13 protein-coding genes are annotated in these 18,560 nt (G+C 63.7%); 6 read left to right on the top strand and 7 right to left on the bottom strand.

Going from position 1 to position 18,560, the window contains the following annotated elements:
• Both JYJ84_RS11455 and JYJ84_RS11450 read right to left on the bottom strand, forming a co-directional pair.
• The coding region (locus JYJ84_RS11455; RefSeq protein ID WP_205189194.1) for a penicillin-binding protein 1A at nucleotides 1-2,092 on the bottom strand (2,092 nt) is incomplete at its 3' end.
• 245 nt (nucleotides 2,093-2,337) lie between these two features.
• Nucleotides 2,338-4,623 (bottom strand): TonB-dependent receptor, encoded by a 2,286-nt coding sequence (locus JYJ84_RS11450; protein WP_175222975.1) that lies wholly within the window; start codon nucleotides 4,621-4,623, stop codon nucleotides 2,338-2,340.
• Nucleotides 4,624-4,985: 362 nt separating this feature from the next.
• Here JYJ84_RS11450 and JYJ84_RS11445 point away from each other — a divergent pair, with 362 nt between their 5' ends.
• The 5 genes from JYJ84_RS11445 to JYJ84_RS11425 all read left to right on the top strand — a co-directional run bounded on the left by JYJ84_RS11445 (nucleotide 4,986) and on the right by JYJ84_RS11425 (nucleotide 11,399).
• The gene (locus JYJ84_RS11445) at nucleotides 4,986-5,642 is read left to right on the top strand and encodes a response regulator transcription factor (RefSeq protein WP_175222976.1); all 657 of its coding nucleotides are present in this window, start codon (nucleotides 4,986-4,988) and stop codon (nucleotides 5,640-5,642) included.
• A 135-nt stretch (nucleotides 5,643-5,777) separates the two neighbouring features.
• On the top strand, nucleotides 5,778-6,884 hold the full coding sequence (locus JYJ84_RS11440) for a porin (protein WP_175222977.1): 1,107 nt from the start codon (nucleotides 5,778-5,780) through the stop codon (nucleotides 6,882-6,884).
• A gap of 8 nt (nucleotides 6,885-6,892) precedes the next feature.
• Nucleotides 6,893-7,984, top strand: a complete 1,092-nt coding sequence (locus JYJ84_RS11435; protein ID WP_236027653.1) for a porin — start codon at nucleotides 6,893-6,895, stop codon at nucleotides 7,982-7,984.
• A gap of 73 nt (nucleotides 7,985-8,057) precedes the next feature.
• Nucleotides 8,058-9,638, top strand: coding sequence for a PQQ-binding-like beta-propeller repeat protein (locus JYJ84_RS11430; protein WP_122948014.1), 1,581 nt, complete (start codon nucleotides 8,058-8,060; stop codon nucleotides 9,636-9,638).
• A gap of 837 nt (nucleotides 9,639-10,475) precedes the next feature.
• Entirely contained in the window at nucleotides 10,476-11,399 is a 924-nt protein-coding gene (locus tag JYJ84_RS11425; RefSeq protein WP_175223009.1) for a LysR family transcriptional regulator, read from the top strand.
• Nucleotides 11,400-11,670: 271 nt separating this feature from the next.
• Here the strand turns inward: JYJ84_RS11425 and JYJ84_RS11420 are convergent, their stop codons facing one another.
• The 4 genes from JYJ84_RS11420 to JYJ84_RS11405 form a co-directional block, all read right to left on the bottom strand.
• On the bottom strand, nucleotides 11,671-12,597 hold the full coding sequence (locus tag JYJ84_RS11420) for a 3-keto-5-aminohexanoate cleavage protein (RefSeq protein WP_089451879.1): 927 nt from the start codon (nucleotides 12,595-12,597) through the stop codon (nucleotides 11,671-11,673).
• Between the two features lie 39 nt (nucleotides 12,598-12,636).
• A complete protein-coding gene (locus JYJ84_RS11415; RefSeq protein ID WP_089451880.1) occupies nucleotides 12,637-13,443 on the bottom strand; it encodes a cyclase family protein in 807 nt (268 codons plus the stop codon).
• A 42-nt stretch (nucleotides 13,444-13,485) separates the two neighbouring features.
• Entirely contained in the window at nucleotides 13,486-14,721 is a 1,236-nt protein-coding gene (locus tag JYJ84_RS11410) for an MFS transporter (RefSeq protein WP_175222978.1), read from the bottom strand.
• A 519-nt stretch (nucleotides 14,722-15,240) separates the two neighbouring features.
• Nucleotides 15,241-16,251 (bottom strand): porin, encoded by a 1,011-nt coding sequence (locus JYJ84_RS11405; protein WP_175222979.1) that lies wholly within the window; start codon nucleotides 16,249-16,251, stop codon nucleotides 15,241-15,243.
• 513 nt (nucleotides 16,252-16,764) lie between these two features.
• On the opposite strand from JYJ84_RS11405, the gene JYJ84_RS11400 reads away from it, so the two are divergent.
• Complete coding sequence (locus tag JYJ84_RS11400; protein ID WP_089451885.1) at nucleotides 16,765-17,445, top strand: TetR/AcrR family transcriptional regulator; 681 nt, start codon at nucleotides 16,765-16,767, stop codon at nucleotides 17,443-17,445.
• A gap of 104 nt (nucleotides 17,446-17,549) precedes the next feature.
• Here JYJ84_RS11400 and JYJ84_RS11395 read toward each other — a convergent pair.
• On the bottom strand, nucleotides 17,550-18,560 hold a 1,011-nt coding region (locus JYJ84_RS11395), incomplete at its 5' end, for a PLP-dependent aminotransferase family protein (RefSeq protein ID WP_205189193.1).

The raw sequence follows: 18,560 nt of genomic DNA, 5'->3' as shown, positions 1-18,560 counted from the left end.
AGAACGTGCCGACGATCGGCAGCGCGCTGTGTGCGCCCGCGCCCCAGTAGTCGCTGCGCAGCGTCACGCTGCCGTCGTCGAAGCCGACCCACGCGCCGGCCACGAGTTGCGGATGCATCAGGATGAACCAGCCGTCCGCGTTGTCCTGCGTCGTGCCCGTCTTGCCGGCGACGTCGACGCGGATCCCGTAGCGCGAGCGGATGTCGGCGCCGGTGCCGCGATCGACGACGTCGCGCATCACGTCGACCAGCGTCTGCGCGGCGGGCGCCGGCAGCGCACGTTCGGGCGGTGCGCTGCCGAAGGTGGCGAGCACCTTGCCGTCGCGATCCTCGATGCGCGTGATCATCTGCGGCGCGACGTACACGCCGCGGTTCGCGATCGTGCCGTACGCGGACACCATCTCCTTCAGCGTGACGGGGCTCGTGCCGAGCGCGAGCGACGGTACCGCTTCGAGCGGGCTCTCACGCACCCCCATCGCACGTGCGAGCTGCGCGACCTTCGCGGCGCCTTCCTGCTGCATCACCTGCGCGGTGATGCGGTTGCGCGACAGCGCGAGCGCGTCGCGCAACGTCATCGGCTCGCCCGTCGGCGGCTCCTCGTCGGTCGGGCGCCAGACCGCGCGGCCGCCGATCGGGATCGCGACGGGGCGGTCGACGAACGTATCGCCCGGCCGCATGCCGTCCGCGAACGCGGCGCCATAGACGAACGGCTTGAACGTCGAGCCTGGCTGGCGCCGCGCCTGCGACACGTGATCGAACGGCTCGCTGCCGAAATCGGGGCTGCCCACCCACGCGCGGATCGCGCCGTTGCGCGGGTCGATCGCGACGAAGCCGGCCTGCACCTGGGTCTTGCGCTCGCACAGCGCGCGCATGAATTCCCGATTGGCGCCGAGCTGCTTCAGCGCCGCGACATCGGTGAGCCCCGTGTCGCGAGCCTGCCGATAGTCGGGCGTCTGGCGGATGAAGCCGCGGAACAGGTCGTTGCGCAGCCCGCAGCCGGACGGGCCGCGCCACGCGCTGTCGGCGATCGCCTGCAGCCGTTCGGTCTGCCGCGCCAGCGCCTGCGTCGCCATGTCCTGCAGCCGCGCGTCGAGCGTCGTGCGCACGACGAGGCCGTCCGAGTACAGATCGTAGTTGTTGCGATCGGCCCACGCGATCAGCCATTTGCGCAGCTGCACCGCGAAGTGCGGGGCGAGGCCGGGCTGCCCCGACTGCGGCTCGAAGTCGACGCGCAGCGGCTGGCGCTGCAGTTTGGCGAGCTGCTGCGGCGTCAGCATGCGCATCTGCGCCATCCGGTCGAGCACGATGTTGCGCCGCTGTACCGCGCGTTCCGGATTCAGCACCGGGTTGTAGTAGCTGTTGCCCTTCAGCATCCCGACGAGCGTCGCGCTTTCGACGATGTCGAGCTGGTCGGCCGACTTGCCGAAGTAGGTGCGCGCGGCCATTTCGACGCCGTACGCGTTGTACAGGAACGGCACGGTGTTCAGGTAGGTCTCGAGGATCTCGTCCTTGCTGTACACCGACTCGATCTTGAACGCGGTGATCAGCTCCTTCACCTTGCGCGTGAGCGTCGGCGCGCGGCCGACTTCGTCCGGATACAGGTTGCGGGCGAGCTGCTGCGTGATCGTCGAGCCGCCCTGGCGGTCGCCCGAGAACGTGTGCAGCCCGGCCGCGAGCGTGCGGCGCAAGTCGATGCCGTGATGCGTGTAGAAACGGTGATCCTCGGTCGCGATCAGCGCGTCGACCATGTGCGGCGAGATCTGCTTGAGCGGCACCCATTCGCGGTTGACCGGCCGGAACTCGGCGATCAGCTGGCCGTCGGCGGACAGCACGCGCGCGGGGCGGTCGATGCGCGCCTTGCGGATGTCGCCGATGCTCGGCGTGAACGGAACGAACGCGAGCAGCACCAGCAGGCCCAGCACCGGTATGGCGGCGAGCGTCAGCGCGACGCCGCGGCGCGTCGGATGACGCAGGCGATGCAGCACGCCGGCGCCCAGCACGCGGATGCGCGCGCCGCTGGCGGCGGCGAACGGGACGACACGGGCGCGGCAACGGCGCCACGCATCTCGGAGAAGCGACACGAAGCGATTCAAGGCGGCAGGAGCGCGGAGGGAAGAGGCGCGATCCTAGCAAACGGCGCACCTGCGACGCGGGCCAAAACGGCCGTTTGCTTGCAGGATTTACAGACGATTACGTTTGTTGCTCGCCGACAACCTTTTACCGCACGCGCGGATGCGATTCCGCTGACGAATCGCGGCCGGTCAGCCGTTGCGACGGGCCGCCCGATCGGCGCGGCGTGATGTCCGCCGGTCGTCGCGCATCGGGCGGGCCCGCGCCGTCACTTCCACGCATAGCGCAGTCCCACCCACGCGCCGCGCGGCGCGCCCACGCCAACGAACTGTTCGCTCACGGGATTCGCGGGGTCGTAGGTGTGGCCCGGTCCGTTGAAGAAATTCTCGCCGAGTACGCCGAAGCTCGCGTATTGCTTGTTGAGCAGGTTCGTCACGGTCGCGAAGAGCTGCAGTTGTTTCGTCACATTCCACGTTGCGTCGAGATCGATCAGGAAGTAGCCCGCGATCTTGCCGTTCGTATCCTGGTTGTTCTCGTCGCCGCGCGCGAAGATGCTGCCGCGCCATGTGAGGTTGGCGCCCAGATCGACCTGCGAGACGGGCGTGTAGTCGAGCCGCAGCTTCACCGTGTTCGCAGGAATGCCGGGAATGCGGTCGCCTGATCGCACGACGATGTTGCCGTTCGCGTCGGTGCTCGAATTGTTCTGACTACTTTCGACGAAGGTCGATTGATAGGTCGCGTCCACGTAGCTGTAGTTCGCGCCGATGCCGACCGGGCCGAACTTCGTGTGCGCGCCCATTTCGAAGCCCTGGCGGCGCGTCTTGCCGACGTTCTGGAAATACCCCTGGCTGCTCGCGCCGCTGCTGACGAACTGTATGTCGTCGGAAAGCGTGGTGCGCCACGCTGCGACGTTCCAGGTCGTCGCCGACCCGATGCGCCCGCGCGCGCCGATCTCCACGGTCTTGGCTATCACGGGCTGGAGGTTCGGATCGGAGACGAAGTCGTTCGGCAGCGAGCAGGGGGCGTTGGGGTCCGCGCACGCGAGCTCGATCACGGTAGGCGAGCGCATGCCCTCGTTGTAGGCCGCATAGACGGTCAGCGCCGGCGTGGGGTTCCAGTTCACGCCGAAGGCCGGATTGAAGCGCGAGAACGTGTGATGCCCGTCCAGGGCAGGCTGCTGGCCGCTTTCGTCGCCGATGTCGGCGCGTGCCCAGTCGTAGCGTCCGGAGAAGGTGGCCGAGAGCTGTTGCGTGAGCGAGAGCGTGTCGCTGAAATACAGCCCGTAGTTCGCGCTATGCGTTTTTGCGTTGGTCTGGAGTTGGTAGTCGCCGATGCCCACAGTCGCACGCGTCGCCGTGAAGTAGGCGTCCTGTTGGGACGCCAGATACGTCGAGTTCGCCAGGTCCGCGTTCGCGCCGAGCACGAACTGGTTCTTCATGTCGAGCAACTTGCCAAGCAGCGTCAGCTGCAGGCTCGCGCCGTAGCTATCGGTCGTGATGTCCGAAAGCGCGTTGGTGCCTTCGGCCGAATTCGGATCGGTGGGCTGGAAATTGTTGTTGTTATTGCTGCTGAGATTGCTGTTGTCGTAGTGGCGGTAATAAACGTTGCCGCTGACCTCGACGTTGTCATTGAAATAGTGGTCGCCCGACAGCGTGACCCATGCAGCCTTGTTCTTGTTCTGGTCAGGGTACGTGTAGGCCTGGCGCGGGTTGTCGAGAAACGAGCGCGGGATCGTCTGCGACCCCTGCAAGGTATTGTCCGCGCCGCCTGCCGAGACCGAAAGCGTCGTATCCGCATCGGTATAACGCAGCTTGCCGAAGCCCTGGCGCACCCTGCTCGAATTGTGGTCGGCCCAGCCGTTGTCGTTCGCGACATTGCCGGTCACGTAGTAGTCGAGGTTCGAGCCGATTGTGCCGCCCTGTTCGATCTGGGCGGTCTTGCGCCCCCAGGAACCGCCGCTGATCTCGACGTTGCCGCCGGGATGCGCGCGACCGTTCTTCGTCGAAATCGCGAGGGCGCCGCCGAGCGTGTTCAAGCCATAGGTGGGATTCGATCCGGGGATCAGCTGAATCGTGTCGATGGCCGCCGACGGGATGAGATCCCAATTCACCACGTCACCGAACGGCTCATTCACGCGCACGCCGTCGAGAAACACGGAGAGGCCCTGTGGCGTGCCGAGCAGCGGCGACGCCGTCGAGCCGCGATAGTTCACATCGGTCTGCCAGGGGTTGCCCTGCGCCTCGTTGATATCGACGCTCTGCAGGTTCTTTTCGAAGTAGTCGGTGAGCGACGCGCGATGCTGCGTCCCGATCTCGCTCGCGCGGATGGTTTGCACGTTTGCCGGCACCTGCGTAAGCGGTGTGCCGATACCGAGCAGCGGCGTCGTGCCGATGACGACGATCGTCGGCAGCAGCGTGTCTGCGTCGGCCGCAGCAGGCGCGGCTTGCGCCGCGACGTCGAGCGGTGCGCCTGCCAGTACCGTGCCGCAGCAGAGCGCGATGCAGACACGGCACCTGTAGCGCGGCGAGGCCGGGCGGTTTTCGGATGGGTGCATCGTTCTTCTCTCGTCGTACATTCGCATGGCGCGGCGATAGCCGGACGTCTGGTCAACAAGAGCATTACACAGGCACCGCGGGTTGCGCGCGGGAGGATTTCCCGAAGTGCGGCCAGCGCCTGCCTCGAAGGAAAAAATCAGATCGTCGGGATCGCGCGCGGCGAGCGGACCTCATCGCAAATCATTACGTTTTCCTTGATATTCATTGCAATCGACATCGATCTGAAAGGGGGAATGGAATGGATGCATTTCCATAATCTGCGTTTTCGGCCGGGAAAAAACGGGGCAAGATTGCATCGATCAGTGACGCGAGCAGACGAAACGCTAAGACGTCGGAAATTTCGATACACGAGGCCCGCCACGTGCCCCCATGCACTTCCATTTTGCTTGTCGATGACCATGCGGTCGTGCGCGAAGGCTATAAGAGACTGATCGAGTTCGAATCGGATCTTTGCGTATGCGGTGAGGCCAGGCATGCAGCCGAGGCCTATCACGCGTTCTGCACGCTGCGGCCCGATGTGGTCGTGATGGAGGTGTCGCTGCCAGGCCCGAGTGGCATCGAGGCCATCCGCCGCATGCTTGCGCGCGAGCGCGCAGCGCATATCCTGATATTTAGTGTCCGTGAGGAAACGACTTTCGTGCGCCGCTCGCTCGCCGCGGGGGCGCTCGGTTACGTGACCAAGGCCAGTGCGCCCGACGTGCTTGTCGATGCGGTTCGCACCGTGGCGCGCGGGCGTCGATTCCTGAGTCCCGACGTCGCACAGGCGCTGCACACGAGTGATGCGTTTCGGGAGGGGCACGTTGACAACGCGCTGTCGGCGCGCGAGTTCGAGGTGCTGGGACTGCTCATCCAGGGTTATACATTGCTCGCCATCGGCGAGAAACTCGGGATCAGTCAGAAGACCGTGGCCAACCATCAGTCGACGCTCCGTCAGAAGTTCGGCGCGGACAACAGCGTGCAACTTGCCCGCATGGCGAACCGGTTCGGTCTGCCGTTTCAATCGGTTCCAGGCAGTTGATTTCAGGTCGGATCTTTCAGTCGAGGCATGCCATTGATTATTAGTAATACAAAGTGAATAGAAAGGCGATCAGTCGCCGAAGATGGCTCTGTGAATATTTGATGAATGTCGGGGCGGCTTTCATCGGAGAGAACGATGAGAAAGAAAATCACGGTTGCTTTGTTGCTGGGGGGGCTCATGCCGGCGGCGTGGGCGCAAACGAGCGTGACGTTGTATGGCCGCGTCGACGCGGGGCTCGAGTACCTGAACCACGTCACGACGGCGCCGGGTCAGACCGGCACACGCTTCAGTGCGGAAGGGGGCGACTGGGGCACGAGCATGCTGGGCCTGCGCGGCAACGAGGATCTGGGTGGCGGGTTGTCCACGGTATTCAATCTCGAAACCGCGCTGCAAGTGATGAACGGTACAACGGGCGGCGGGCGGCTCTTTTCGAGGCGTGCCTACGTCGGACTGAAAGACGACACGTGGGGGCAACTCCAGGCGGGGCGCAACCTGTTCATCGACAGCGATGGCGTGTGGGCGTTCGACCCGTTCGTGCAGCAGGCGGTGTCGTCGGCATCCCTCGTGCGCGGGCGCAACTGGCAGCAGACCAGCAATAACGTGGAATACCACAGCCTGGTTTTCCACGGCTTCGACGTGCAGGCGCAATACGCGTTCGGTAACCAGGCGAGCGGCTTCAACAACGGCGCGTCGGGCGAGTTCGGCCGCTCGGACGGTGTCATGCTGACCTACCACTCGCCGTATTTCGACGTCCGCGGCATGTACGACGAGCTGCGCGATTCGACCGGCAAGTTCAGCAACGTCTTCACGAGCTCCCGTGAATATTTCGTCGGCGGAAACGTGCGAATCCAGAAGTTCACGATTCAGACGGCCTGGACGCATTATTCCGCGCCGGACACACCGGCCGGCCTCGCGGACACCGCAGATCATTTCTGGCTTGGTGCGACATGGCAGGCGAATGCCCAATGGTCGGTGACGGGCGCCGGCTACTACGTCCGTGTGCGCAGCGGCAATGGCGACGCGACGCATGACCCGGCCGGCCACGCGATGCTGTACGCGCTCGGCACGACCTACAACCTGAGCAAGCGCACCTTCCTTTACGGCACGGTGGGTTATGTGCGCAACGGGAGCCACTCGGATTTCTCGGTATTCGCGACGCCGCTGGGCGCGACGCCGACCACCAATCCGCTCGATGGCGAATCGCAGGTCACGACGTATGTCGGCGTGATGCACACGTTCTGAAACGATAGATGAAGACGGCATCGATGATCGGCATCAAGCGGTTCCGGCAGTGGCGCAACGGCGCTCGTTCGGTATTTCGACAACGGGCGCAGGCGTGCGGTGCGCTGGGCGTTCTGCTCGTTGCGCCGTCCCTCGCGTGGGCGCAGGCATCCGTGACCTTGTACGGTGTCATCGACACGAGTATCGAGATCACGAATCCGGGCGCGGGATGGGTGGCGCGGATGGACTCGGGTGCGTATCGCGGGTCGCGGATCGGCTTGCGCGGGAGCGAGCCGATCGGCGGCGGGACAAACATTCTGTTCGTACTCGAGAACGGATTTGGCTCGACCAATGGCACGCTCGATACGGCGGGCACGCTGTTCAACCGCCAGGCCTGGATCGGTGTGAGCGGCCCCTGGGGAGAAATGCGCGTCGGACGGCAATATTCGCCGATCTATATCCCGTTCAAAGGCGAGATCGATGCATTTGGTGCGGGAACCATTGCGTCCGGGCTGAACAACTTCTCCAAGATCACGCCCTACGCGAGCAATGCGATCACCTATCTGTCACCGAACATCGCGGGCTTCGACGCAACGGTGATGATGTCGCTGCGTGCGGCGAGCGACAACGACGGCAACGGGCTCGCGGGCAATTTCGAAACGGTGTCGTACCAGTACGGGCCGGTGCGGCTCGCATACGGACACCAGCAGACACACGGCAGCGGAGCATTGCGCGCGAATCTCGCCGGCGTGTCGTATCGCATCGACAAGGCCACCTTGTTCGCGGACTGGTTCAACGGGGCGGGCGGCAGTGCCCCGATTTATCACAACGACGGTTTTGCGGTATCGCTGCGCTATGCGTTCGCGCCGAATCTCGATGCTTCGCTCGGCTATGCGTACGTGCGTGACCGTTCCGGCGGGGACAACAACGCGGACCAGTTCAGTGCGATGTGCGATTACAAGCTATCGAAGACGTTGCAACTGTACGCGAGTGCGGGCTGGTTGCGTAATCGTAGCAACGCGACTTTCACGCTGCGCGGCGTCAACGTAACCGGGCTCCCGCCATCGTGGCCCGGTTCGCTGGTGCGCGGCGTACAGATCGGCATGATCGATCGTTTTTGAATGCGCTGACTCGCCAAAGTGAGCGTAGTGCCAAGGCAGGGTTTGTCTATCGCTGTTTTATGGAGAGCTGAAAATGAAACGAGTGTTCAACAGGCAAGACGCGAATCGGCGCGCTTCGCCGCTATCCTGGCGCAACCCGGCTATCGCGACGGCCGTCGCTATCATGAGCAGCCTCATCGTTGCTGCTCCCGCTGCCGCACAAAGCGCGGGAGATTGGCCAATGGCCGGGCAGAATCTGCGCAATACCCGCAGTGCCGCGGGCGAACGCGCGATTGGCCTGAACAACGTGGCCAAGCTGGCGCCACGCTGGTCGGTGGAGACGGACGGTAACGTGTCTGCCACGCCGACGGTAGTCGCCGGTGTCGTCTATGTTCCCGATTTCGGTGGCTCGCTATGGGCCGTCGATGCCGCGACCGGACAGGTCAAGTGGCACAAGAAGGTCAGTGACTACAGCCAGATTCCCAACGATGCGTCGCGCACCAGCCCCGCATACTGGAAAGGCACACTGGTGATCGGCCAGGGTACGCAGATCGCCAACAACCCGACCGGCGCCTACATGCTGGGCATCAAGGCCGAAGACGGCGCGCCGCTGTGGCGTACGCAGGTCGACACGGACAAGTCCGCCATCATTACGAGTTCGCCGGTTATCGACAACGGGATCGTGTACGTCGGCGTATCGTCTCGCGCCGAGGCACTGAAGGAGACGCCGCAGTATCGCGGCAGCGTCGTGGCGCTCGACGCGACGAGCGGCAAACTGCTGTGGAAGACCTACATGGTTCCGGAGGGCTACACCGGCGGTTCGGTCTGGGGCAACACACCGGTCGTCGATCATGAAACCGGCTTGCTGTACGTGACGACTGGCAACAACTTCACCGTTCCGGAAGGGGTGTGCCGGTATCCGGGGCAAGAGAAGTGCAAGGCAGCCGTACCGGGCAATCATATCGACAGTTTCGTCGCACTGAACCTGAAGACGGGCAAGATCGCATGGGCTACCCGTACGCTGGCGGCCGACATGTCGACGAACTACGACCACGATGACGGCCCGGACTACGATTTCGGCTCGGGGCCCAACCTGTATACGACGACCATCGGCGGGCACAAGCGCACGTTGCTCGGTGCCGGCCAGAAGAGCGGCGTCTACTGGGCACTTGATCCGAAGACGGGCAAGGTCGTCTGGCATACCCAGGTCGGCCCCGGCAGCCTGCTCGGCGGCATGCTGTGGGGAACGGCCGCTGACGGCAAGCGCATTTACGTGTCGATCGGCAACCTGAATCACGAGTCCATCGACGTCAATTCACCGGCGGGGACGAAGACGACCAAGGGCGGCATCTGGGCCGCGGTTGACGCGGCAACCGGCAAGCTGCTCTGGCGCACCGCGGATCCGCAGCAGATGATGGACACCGTTGCGATGTCCGAGGCTAACGGCGTGGTGTATGCCGGTTCGCTGGCGGGCAGTGGCGCCAACATGTATGCACTCGATGCGTCGACCGGCGAAATCAAGTGGAGCTTCGAGAGCGGTGGCGCCGTGGTGTCCGGTGCCGCGATCGTCGACGGGACGGTCTATTGGGGGTCCGGCTATCACACCAAGATTCTCGGGCTGCCCTATGCCGGCGACAACCACAAGCTTTACGCGTTTTCGGTAGCGAAACAGTAAGCCGCCGTTGCCGGGTGTCGCGGGACCACCCGCGCGAGTCGAGATCCGCGCTCGAATGCGAGCGCGGCATCGACCGCGCGGGTGGCGAGCCGACGACGGCGTACCGATTGCACAACTCCCCCCAAAAGCGACAGGAGACGCGGTTGCACGATGCAGGGCGCGTGGCTAGCCGACCGGTGACGCACACCGCCCTGTCGATTCCTTGAAAACGTGGCGAGCGTTCGCGCGAGCAGGCGCGAATCCGTCGGGCACGAAGTGCAAGCGCTAATTCGAATCGGTTTGATTCCGTTTCTTTGGTGTTCATTCGGCACGAATACGTGTCAAATGTGTCGACCCGGCCACCGTGATGCCAGCGCACTGCGCACAGGCTTCCATCGTTTGCACGATCGAGGCCGGTCTCCCATTTTCCGCTTCAAAGGACTGCAAACTTCATGAGCAATCGAAAACATGAAGTACTCGCTCCGCAGCATAGCCAGCCGATCTTCGTCGATCCGTACCCGCAGGTGGTGCTCGCGGACGTGCCGGTGAAATAAGCGCCGGGTATCGGGCGCGTTCGCATCGAGCTCGCCCATTGCCGACACTTTCCCCACACGCCGTCAATCGCGTGCGAACGACCGAGCGTCGTGAGGTGTCCGTTGAAAAGCATCAGGTCGAGCGCGTAATCGATTGCGCTCGCCAGCCATTCCTCATGTGATGAGTATTCGAAAAACGACTCGATGAGCGCGACCGCCTGCACGTCAATCCGCTTGACGAGCCGGCCCGCCAGCGCAGTCAACGTCCGCGTTTGGACCGTGCCGGCCAGCTCGCCAGCACACAACCATCGATTCCAATCCCATGATGCAACACCTTCCTGATCTCGACGCCTGGGCCATTTTCGCGCGCGTCGCGGAAACCGGCTCGTTTGCAAAGGCCGCCGAGCTGATCGGCACGTCGCAGTCGACCGTGTCGAAGGCCATCGCGCGCCTCGAGCAACGGCTCGGAACCATGCTGCTGTACCGGACGTCGCGCAGACTGTCGCTGACCCCGACGGGCGCTCTCTTGCGCGACCGTGCGATCCGGCTGCTCGCGGATGCCGAACTCATCGAGAACGAAGCAACGGCTCAGGCGCTCGAACCGCACGGCCTCGTGCGCGTGAATGCGCCGATGTCGTTCAGCCTCCTGCATCTCGCACCGGTGCTGCCCGCGTTTCTCGAGCGCTACCCGAGCGTCGACATCGATCTCATGCTGAGCGACCATCTGGTCGACGTCGTTCCGGGGGGCTTCGACATCGCGATCCGGATTGCCGAACTGAACGATTCGACGCTGCGCTTCCGCAGGCTCTGCGCAGTCCGCCGGCCGCTCGTCGCTTCGCCTGCCTACCTGGACCGGTACGGACGTCCGGCTCACCCGAGCGATCTCGAACGACATGTCTGCTTCACCTACACGAATCTGCCGACGTCGGGTTGCTGGCGGTTTCGGCACACCACGTCGGGTGAAAAATTTTCAGTACCGGTGAGCGGACGCATCCGCACCAACAACGCCGACGTGATCCTGCCCGCACTGGTCGCCGGCTACGGCCTCGCGCTGCAGCCCGAATTCCTGGTTGTCGATGCGCTGCGGCATGGCGAACTCGAGGAAGTGATGCACGACTGGAAGATCGCCGACATCAACGTGAACCTCGTGACGCCTCCCGGCATGTTGCGTACCGCGCGCGTCGCGGTGCTGCTCGACTATCTCACCGACCAGTTCATGACCGCACCCTGGGCGCCGCCCGCGCGCTGAACCTCTGCGGTCGAACCCGTCGGAGCCCGGCACGAACCCCGAGCGGGCCGGGCCCGGCCCGCTCGACCCCGTCGAGATCGACGACCGGTCGCGCGTCACGTCGACCCGCATCTGCGCGGCGGGCGCCCGCCGCGCACGTTCCATCGCTCGAGCCGCTACCGCACGAGATCGCCTTCAAGCGCTGCTGAGCGGGGGCGGGGGGATGCGACGCGCCACCGCTTGCCCGATTCCGGCCGGGTGCAGGTGGGCGATGCCCGATCACGGCGACGCGTCAAAAATTGACCTTGTCTCGTCCTTTCAGACCCAACATCGCGCGGGCCTCGTCGGGGGTGGCGATCTCCAGCCCGAGCTCGGTCAGGATGCGGCTGATTTTGGCCACCTGCTCGGCGTTCGAAGTGGCGAGCTGGCCTCGTCCCATGAACAGGTTGTCCTCCAGGCCGACGCGCACGTTGGCGCCCATGACCGCGCCCATCGTCACGAACGGCATTTGCTGGCGGCCTGCGGCGAACAGCGACCAGACGTAGTCTTTGCCGAAAAGGCGGTCGGCCGTCTGCTTCATCAGCAGCACGTTTTCCGGGTCGGCACCGATGCCGCCCATCACGCCGAACACCGACTGGATGAGGAATGGCGGTTTGACCAGGCCGATCTCGACGAAGTAGGCCAGGTTATACAGGTGGCCAATGTCGTAGCACTCGAACTCGAACTTGGTGCCATGCGTCTTGCCCAGCGTTTCCAGGATGTAGCGGATGTCGCGGAAGGTGTTGCGGAAGATGCCGTCCTCCGTATTCTTCAGATAGGGCACCTCCCAGTCATGCTTCCACTCGCGGCTTTTTTCGGCCATGCGGAACATGGCGAAGTTGATCGAGCCCATGTTCAGCGAAGCCATCTCCGACGAGGCGCGCAGTGCGCCTTCGAGTCGCTGCTCGAGCGTCATCGTCACGCTGCCGCCCGTGGTGATGTTGAGTACGGCATCGGTCTGCTCGGCGATGCGAGGCAGGAACTGCATGTAGACGTCGGCCGACGCCGAAGGGCTGCCGTCGACGGGGTTGCGCGCGTGCAGGTGGATGATGGCTGCGCCCGCCTGGGCCGCGGCGATGCTGTGCTCGGTGATCTGATCGGGCGTGCAGGGCAGGTACGGCGACATCGTGGGCGTGTGCACGGAGCCGGTGATCGCGCAACTGATGATGGTCTTGCTCATGGGTGTTCCTCGTTGTGTGGTGGAGGGAAGTTGAGTGGATCAGGCGGTTGCGGCCAGCCTGTCGTCGAAGATGGCGACCGCGCGCGTCCAGCCGGCCGAGGCGTTGCGGATCTTGTGGGGGAAGCAACTGATGAAGAAGCCATCGGGGGGGAGCGCCTCCAGGTTGTGCAGTTTCTCCAGGTGGCAGTAGCCGATATCACGGCCCGCCTTGTGGCCCTCCCAGATGAGTCCGGCGTCGCGGCTCTCGGCGTATTTCCCGGCGGTATGGACGAAAGGCGCGTCCCAGCTCCACGCGTCGGTACCGGTCAGGCGCACACCGCGCTCCAACAAGTACATGGTGGCGTCGTAACCCATGCCGCAGCCGGCCGACACGTAGTCGTTGTTGCCATAGCGGCTACCGGCGCGCGTGTTGACGACCACGATTTCCAGTGGCTGAAGCGTGTGGCCGATGCGCTCGAGCTCTGCCTCGACGTCGGCGGCGTTGACCACGTAGCCGTCGGCGAAGTGGCGAAAGTCGAGCTTGACGCCGGGCTGGAAGCACCACTCCAGCGGGACTTCGTCAATGGTCCACGCGCGTTTCTTTTCGCCAAGCGCCTTGTCCATGGTGCTGTGGAAGTGGAAAGGCGCGTCCAGGTGAGTGCCGTTGTGGGTGGAAAGCGTGACCCGCTCCACGGCCCAGCCCTCGCCGTCGGGCAGGTCTTCCTTCTTGAGACCGGGAAAGAACGGTTCGATCTGATCGACCGTATGCTCGTGGGTGAAGTACTGGATCTCGGGCTTGAAGGCGGGCGGATCGGAGACGACGTCGTTTTCCAGGTAAATGGATAAATCGACGAAGCGGCGTGTCATGGAGGACTCCTATTCTTGAGGGGCGATCAGATCCGGCCGGGTTCAGTGTGCGACGACGGCTTCTTCCGGGGGCAGGACTTCTGCAGCCGGCAGCATCAGTACCACCACGGCGGCGGCCATGAACACGCCACCGCACACGGCGATGCTCGGACCGAAGCCGAAGGCACTGGACATCGATCCCAGCAGCAGAGGCGCAAATGCGGAGAAGCCGCGTCCCACGTTGAAGCAGAAACCCGTGCCCGTCGCGCGCACCTGAGTCGGAAACAGTTCCGCGAAATATGAGCCCATCAACCCGGCGAAGGCCATGAAGAACGCGAATACGGGGCCCAGCAACAACAGGACCGTTGGGGCGGTGGCCTGTACATAGAAAGGCAACAGCAGGCCGGAGCTGACGAGCGACAGGATCAGGGCCTTCTTCTTGCCGATGCGGTCGGCGACGTAGCCGAACACGTTGTAGCCAATGAACATGCCGACGTTGAGTAAGGCCAGGAAGCGCGCCATGGTGCCCACTTCCAGGCCGCGCTCCTTCACCAGGAAGGTCGGCAGCCACGTGCTGGCGCCCCAGTATGCGGCCAGTGCCAGCGCCGACGTCAGCGTGCCCAGCAGCGTCACGCGCAACAGGGCCGGGGTGAACAGTGAGGCGACGCCCCGGTCGCCAGCAGCCCGATGCCGGCTGTTGCGTGTGTGCTGCTGCCCGGCCCGCCAGGCCTCGGACTCGGGTACGCGCAGCCAGACGTAGGCCATGGCGATCACGACTGCGGCGCCGCAGACAAAGAACAGCACGCGCCAGCCGTAAGTGGGCAGCACATAGGCGGCCGCGGCTGAAGCGATGGCGGCGCCAATGGAGAATGAACTCAGCACGAAGGAGGTAGCCCGCGCGCGCTGGTCTACCGGCCACGTCTCGTTCACGTGCGCGGCGGCGATCCCCCACACGCTGCCGAGGCCCAACCCGGAGAGAAACCGCAGCACCAGCACCTCGCGCCAATCGGTCGCCGCGGAGATCGCCATCGTGAGCAGGCCGAAGCCTCCAAGCGACAGCAGCAGTACGGTGCGGCGGCCCCACCGGTCGGCTACGGGGCCCATGACTACGCCGCTGAGGCCCACGCCGAGCAAGGTGGCGGTGACCAGCAGCCCGGCCTGTGCCGGGCCGATATGCAGCGACGCCGTAATCGCCGGCATCGCAATCGCCAGGATGATGATGTCGACGGCATCGAACATGTAGCTCAAAAAATATCCGATCAGCACACGCCACTTCAATGGGGTCGAGATGGGGGGCATGAGTGTTGTCTCCTGGAGCACCGAATCATGGTGTTGACTGTACGTTCGTACAATTTTTGTATTGATGAACTATACGTACGGTCAGTGAATATTTTGCCTAGGGGAAACCATGAGATTCCGACGGCGCTGCAAAACGCCGCGTCGCCTGACGGGAGAGCGGCGCGCGAGCAGAAGAGCCTTCGTCTAAAGGGCTGATGCAACCAGAAGCGAGACGCCCGCCGTCATGAGGAAGGGCGGCCGCATGGCGATGACTGGACCAAACCGCAGATTGCGCGAATCAAGTCCGGACGCCACGGGGCTCCTGATACGCCCTTTGAGTTCACGGCATTCGGCATATGACGTCGAACGCTTCGCTGCCTGAGCCAACGTCTGGATGGCGGTTTCGCCAGATGGCCTGTCGCCGACAGCAAGCTTCGCCGCACTCGATCGCTCGGCAATCTGCGCGGTGGGTGCAGGAACTTGCTCCCGTCCCACGCGCGTCGATCGTTGATCGCAGGCGTCAAATATCGATGCGCGCTCCTAGAATCGATGCCGAAGTCCGACTCCGAAGCTGTTGCCGGTGCCTGCAGTACTCAGTTTGTCGTACAAGTAGCTCAGGTAAGCGTCGGTGCGTTTGGAGAGGGGATAGTCGTACGTCAGACCGGCGGTATCGCGATGCCGATCTCCCGTGGGCGTCGACAACGCTGTATGAGCCCAGGATGCCCCGATGCTGGAAATGCCGATCGGGACCGAGATGCCCGCTTGCCAGGTCTTCGTGGAGAGTCCCGATGGATAGGCCAATGCGCGATCGAATGAGGCGGAGAGCGAGAAGTAGGGGAACTTGTAGGTGCCGCCAACAAAATAGGCGTTCTGGTGTGTGGTGGTCGAGGTGATGCCGGGTCCGTATCCGGTGCGCTGTGCAGCGGCAGACGCATAGAGTGGCCCCTGATCGTAGACAACGGCTGCCAGGACATCGTGTGCCCCGCTACCGGGGAGGCCATACTGGAACGTCACTTTTGTGCCTGCAATGGATGGCGATTCATACGAGATGGCGCTGTCCCAGCTGGTATCTCCAGCCACCGCCCGTCCGAAGTCGGCTATCCAGGTCTGGACCATGAGCGGGCTAAAGCGCGTGGATCCACCCAGCGGATTCGTGCGAGCAGTGATGAAAAAAAGCGGGTTGATCAGTCGTCCTGCTCGAATTTCACCCCACTGACCTGAAAGCCCGACATAGGCATTTCTTGAATAAGCGTTGTCTCCCGAGAACCGGCCAGACTGACCCGAGTTCATGAGCAGGTAGCCCTCGATCGCAAAGTTGGCACGAAGGCCGCCGCCGAGATCTTCCGTGCCCCGGAGGCCGTAGAACGAAGTCGTTTGACCGCCGCTCAGCATGGCCAGACTGCTTGCGCTTGCTCCGCTTGGTTTGAAGGAGCCGATCGCAACGTCGAGAATTCCGTAAAGTTGAACGGTAGACGTCTGCGCTATCGCGGCAGTAGACATGCAGCCGTCAATAAAAAAAGCTGCTGCCATAAATTTCGCGATCCTAATCATGATGGTGTCTCCTCACCGATTTTTGTGTTGGATCAGGCCACTGTCTGCAGTGGCGCTGTCTTCTGTTTTTCTGCTTACCGCGGGCCAGTCCCGCTACGGATGTGGTCTAGCTGGATGATGCTCCCTGCATCTCCGTGGAAAAGCAGGAGGATTCTTTCGCGGGAAGGGGAAGGGCCTCGGGGTTGTGAAGATTCCCCGTGGCGTCATCTCCGATCTCGACGCCTGTCTTCACTGCCGCCGCAAACGGGCGGGCCTGGTCCGGGTATCGATCGCATCCGTTATCGCGCACACGACAGTTGCCTTGCTTCTCGTGAAGTCACTGATCAAGAGAGGCTGGCGAGTCGAACGCTCACCGTCCCACGGTCAAATCGATGCTGACTGTACGTTCGTACAGCATCCGTACCAAGTAGGATTAGTACCTAGGCGTCGGGCACGTTTCAACGACTGACTGAGCGTTCGTTTTTTGCGCTGCAGTACAATCGGAGCCGCTGCCAACAAAAGGAGCGGTTGCTTATGACCCAGACGGCGCCACGTAACACGCAGCGTGTACGCGGAAAATCAAACACGAAGCCGGAAATGGACAAGCGAGAACGAGTGATCGTTGCGGCCGAGCGGCTTTTCGCTCGCGAGGGGTATCACGGTGTTTCGATGCGGGATATCGCGAAGGAAGCAGACGTTGGGCTTCCGCTGATCGTCTACCATTTCGAAACGAAGCTTGGGCTGTACAAGGCGATTTTCGAGTACCGCAAGGGACTGGTCGAGGAGCGTCTGGCTCAGCTTGAGCAGATCACTGACTTCGATCAGCCGGACGTATTGTTGAAAATTGCGACGGCCTTTGTATCGCCGATCGTCAGGAGCTACGCAACGCCAGAGGGCAGAGAGTATGCGCAGCTCGTTGTGAGAGAGGCTTCGGATCCGCAAGAGGGAACGCGCGGCATCATCGAAGAGTATTACGATCCCATCGGAAAGGCCTACATCTCGGCGATACGGCGAGCGCTACCCAATGCGTCGGACGAGTTCCTGTGCAGGAGCTATTTGTTCGCGGTCGGAGCGCTCGTGATGAGCGTGTTCGATCATCGAATCGGGCGTCTGTCTGGCGATTCATTCAGTGATACCGACGTCGAGGTCAAAACGAATATGCTTGCGGCATTCATTGCCGACGGAATGCAAAGCGGTGGCGAGCGATTCAAGTAGCTGGCCATATTGAAATCGCCGGTCGCTGTGGGGTGATTCAAGGCGGCAGGCGCGGGATGGCGCGGCACGATCGCGGCAACCGACACACCTGCGCCAGCAACCTTCTACGGCACGCGCGGTTGCGCTTCCACTGACGAAACCACATCCGCGAGCCGCTGCGCGGCCGCTTCCATCTGCGCCCGGCCGAACCCGCCGAAGCCCAGCACGAGCCCCGGGCGGGCCGTGCCCGGCGCGAACATCGGCGACACCGCGCGCACCGCGACGCCGGCTTGCGCGGCGCGCTCGACCACGTCGAGATCGTCAATCCCTTCCGCGAGCCACAGTACGACGTGCATCCCCTGGTCGCCCGGCTGCACCCACGCGCGTTCGCGCGGCAGCCGCGCCCCGAGCGTGTCGATCAGCAGCGCGCGCTGCTCCGCGTACACGCCGCGCACGCGACGGATGTGGCGGTCGAGGTGGCCTTCCGCGATGAATGCGGCCAGTACGTGCTGGTCCGCGGTCGGCACATGGCGATCCATCAGCGCACGCGCGCCGCAGAACGCGGGCACGAGATCGTCGGGGGCGATCACGTAGCCGAGCCGCAGCGACGGAAACAGGATCTTGCTGAAGGTGCCGAGGTAGATCACGCGATCGGGGTCGAGCCCCTGCAGCGACGGGAACGGATAGCCTTCGTAGCGCAGCTCGCTGTCGTAATCGTCCTCGACCACCCACGCGCGCCGAGCACGCGCCCACGCGAGCAGCGCGTTGCGCCGCGCCATGCTGAGCGGCATGCCGAGCGGATACTGGTGCGACGGCGTGACGAATGCGGCACGCGCATCCGGCGCGATGCGGATGCCGGCCTCGACGTCGAGGCCGTCGGCGTCGACCGGCACCCGCACCATCGCGTCGCGTCGCCCCGTGCTGTCGAGCAGCGCGGTGATGCCGCGATAGGCGGGATTCTCGACCCACGCCTGATCGTCCGGGCCGAGCAGTACCTGGCTCGCGAGATGCAGCCCCTGCTGCGTGCCGCTCGTGATCACGACCTGGCCGGCATGGCAGCGCACCGAGCGCGACCGGCGCACGTAGTCGGCAATCGCTTCGCGCAGCGGCAGCGCACCTTGCGGATCGGCATAGCC

Source organism: Burkholderia sp. LMG 13014, from assembly GCF_905232215.1.
Lineage (GTDB): Bacteria > Pseudomonadota > Gammaproteobacteria > Burkholderiales > Burkholderiaceae > Burkholderia.
This window is presented reverse-complemented; position numbering and strand designations above follow the sequence as displayed.

Coding starts and splice junctions, on each gene's coding strand:
- JYJ84_RS11450 (WP_175222975.1), bottom strand. CDS start 4,623: ATGCACCCATCCGAAAACCGCCCGGCCTCGCCGCGCTACAGGTGCCGT.
- JYJ84_RS11440 (WP_175222977.1), top strand. CDS start 5,778: ATGAGAAAGAAAATCACGGTTGCTTTGTTGCTGGGGGGGCTCATGCCG.
- JYJ84_RS11435 (WP_236027653.1), top strand. CDS start 6,893: ATGAAGACGGCATCGATGATCGGCATCAAGCGGTTCCGGCAGTGGCGC.
- JYJ84_RS11430 (WP_122948014.1), top strand. CDS start 8,058: ATGAAACGAGTGTTCAACAGGCAAGACGCGAATCGGCGCGCTTCGCCG.
- JYJ84_RS11425 (WP_175223009.1), top strand. CDS start 10,476: ATGCAACACCTTCCTGATCTCGACGCCTGGGCCATTTTCGCGCGCGTC.
- JYJ84_RS11420 (WP_089451879.1), bottom strand. CDS start 12,597: ATGAGCAAGACCATCATCAGTTGCGCGATCACCGGCTCCGTGCACACG.
- JYJ84_RS11415 (WP_089451880.1), bottom strand. CDS start 13,443: ATGACACGCCGCTTCGTCGATTTATCCATTTACCTGGAAAACGACGTC.
- JYJ84_RS11410 (WP_175222978.1), bottom strand. CDS start 14,721: ATGCCCCCCATCTCGACCCCATTGAAGTGGCGTGTGCTGATCGGATAT.
- JYJ84_RS11405 (WP_175222979.1), bottom strand. CDS start 16,251: ATGATTAGGATCGCGAAATTTATGGCAGCAGCTTTTTTTATTGACGGC.
- JYJ84_RS11400 (WP_089451885.1), top strand. CDS start 16,765: ATGACCCAGACGGCGCCACGTAACACGCAGCGTGTACGCGGAAAATCA.